The sequence below is a fragment of the Xenorhabdus khoisanae genome, from assembly GCF_001037465.1.
In the GTDB taxonomy this organism is placed as follows: Bacteria; Pseudomonadota; Gammaproteobacteria; order Enterobacterales; family Enterobacteriaceae; genus Xenorhabdus; species Xenorhabdus khoisanae.
The window spans coordinates 1-704 of the sequence record NZ_LFCV01000245.1 but is presented as its reverse complement, the minus strand read 5'-3'; the positions used below and the strand labels follow the sequence as shown (position 1 = coordinate 704).

General features: G+C 40.6%; 1 protein-coding gene. It reads right to left on the bottom strand.

From position 1 onward, the window contains the following. A partial coding sequence (locus AB204_RS20535) for a tyrosine-type DNA invertase (protein ID WP_047965236.1) occupies window positions 1-600 on the bottom strand: 600 nt, incomplete at its 3' end. Window positions 601-704 lie beyond the last annotated feature (104 nt).

The window sequence follows — 704 nt, the reverse complement described above, 5'->3', positions numbered from 1 at the left end:
AGTTAACAGTTTGGTACTAAATGTAACCCTTTTTCTTTTCCCTCTCTGCCTCCAAATTCCATCAAAGCGACCCGCATTACTCGCGGTATACCTGACGGTATGGCGAATATTACGATGACCTAAATAGTCTTGAATCAATCGAGTATCGACGCCGTTATCCGCTAACGCATAACCACACGAATGACGCAACATGTGCGGATTCGCGCAAATCGCAATTTCTGCCTTGATACTTGTGTTCCTGATGATTTTATAGAACTGCTGCCGCGATAAAGACTCGCCAGTGCGGGAAATAAACAGCCATTCACTCTTGCCGAATTTTTCATATTTCTTGCGTATAGTCAGCCACTTACGCAACAATTGGATTTCACGCGGGATCATGGGATGGATTGTGGAAAAACCATTTTTCAGACGATTAACACTCAAACTCCGGTCACGCAGATCCACGTCAGACAGACGTAACCCAAGCAGCTCAGAAACGCGAAAGCCATGGAGAAACCCCATAAAAAGCATACAGATATTACGCTCTGCATTTGCGCCTTTTTCTAATTCAGCCAGCAACTGCTCAATTTCGGATTGAGTTAAATATTTACGTTTTAGCATAATGTATTACTCACTGTGGTAGAAGGAATCATTGACTTAAAAAATAAAAAAACATTATATATAATTCGATAAAACACAATCATGAATATAGGTATTAGAAATAC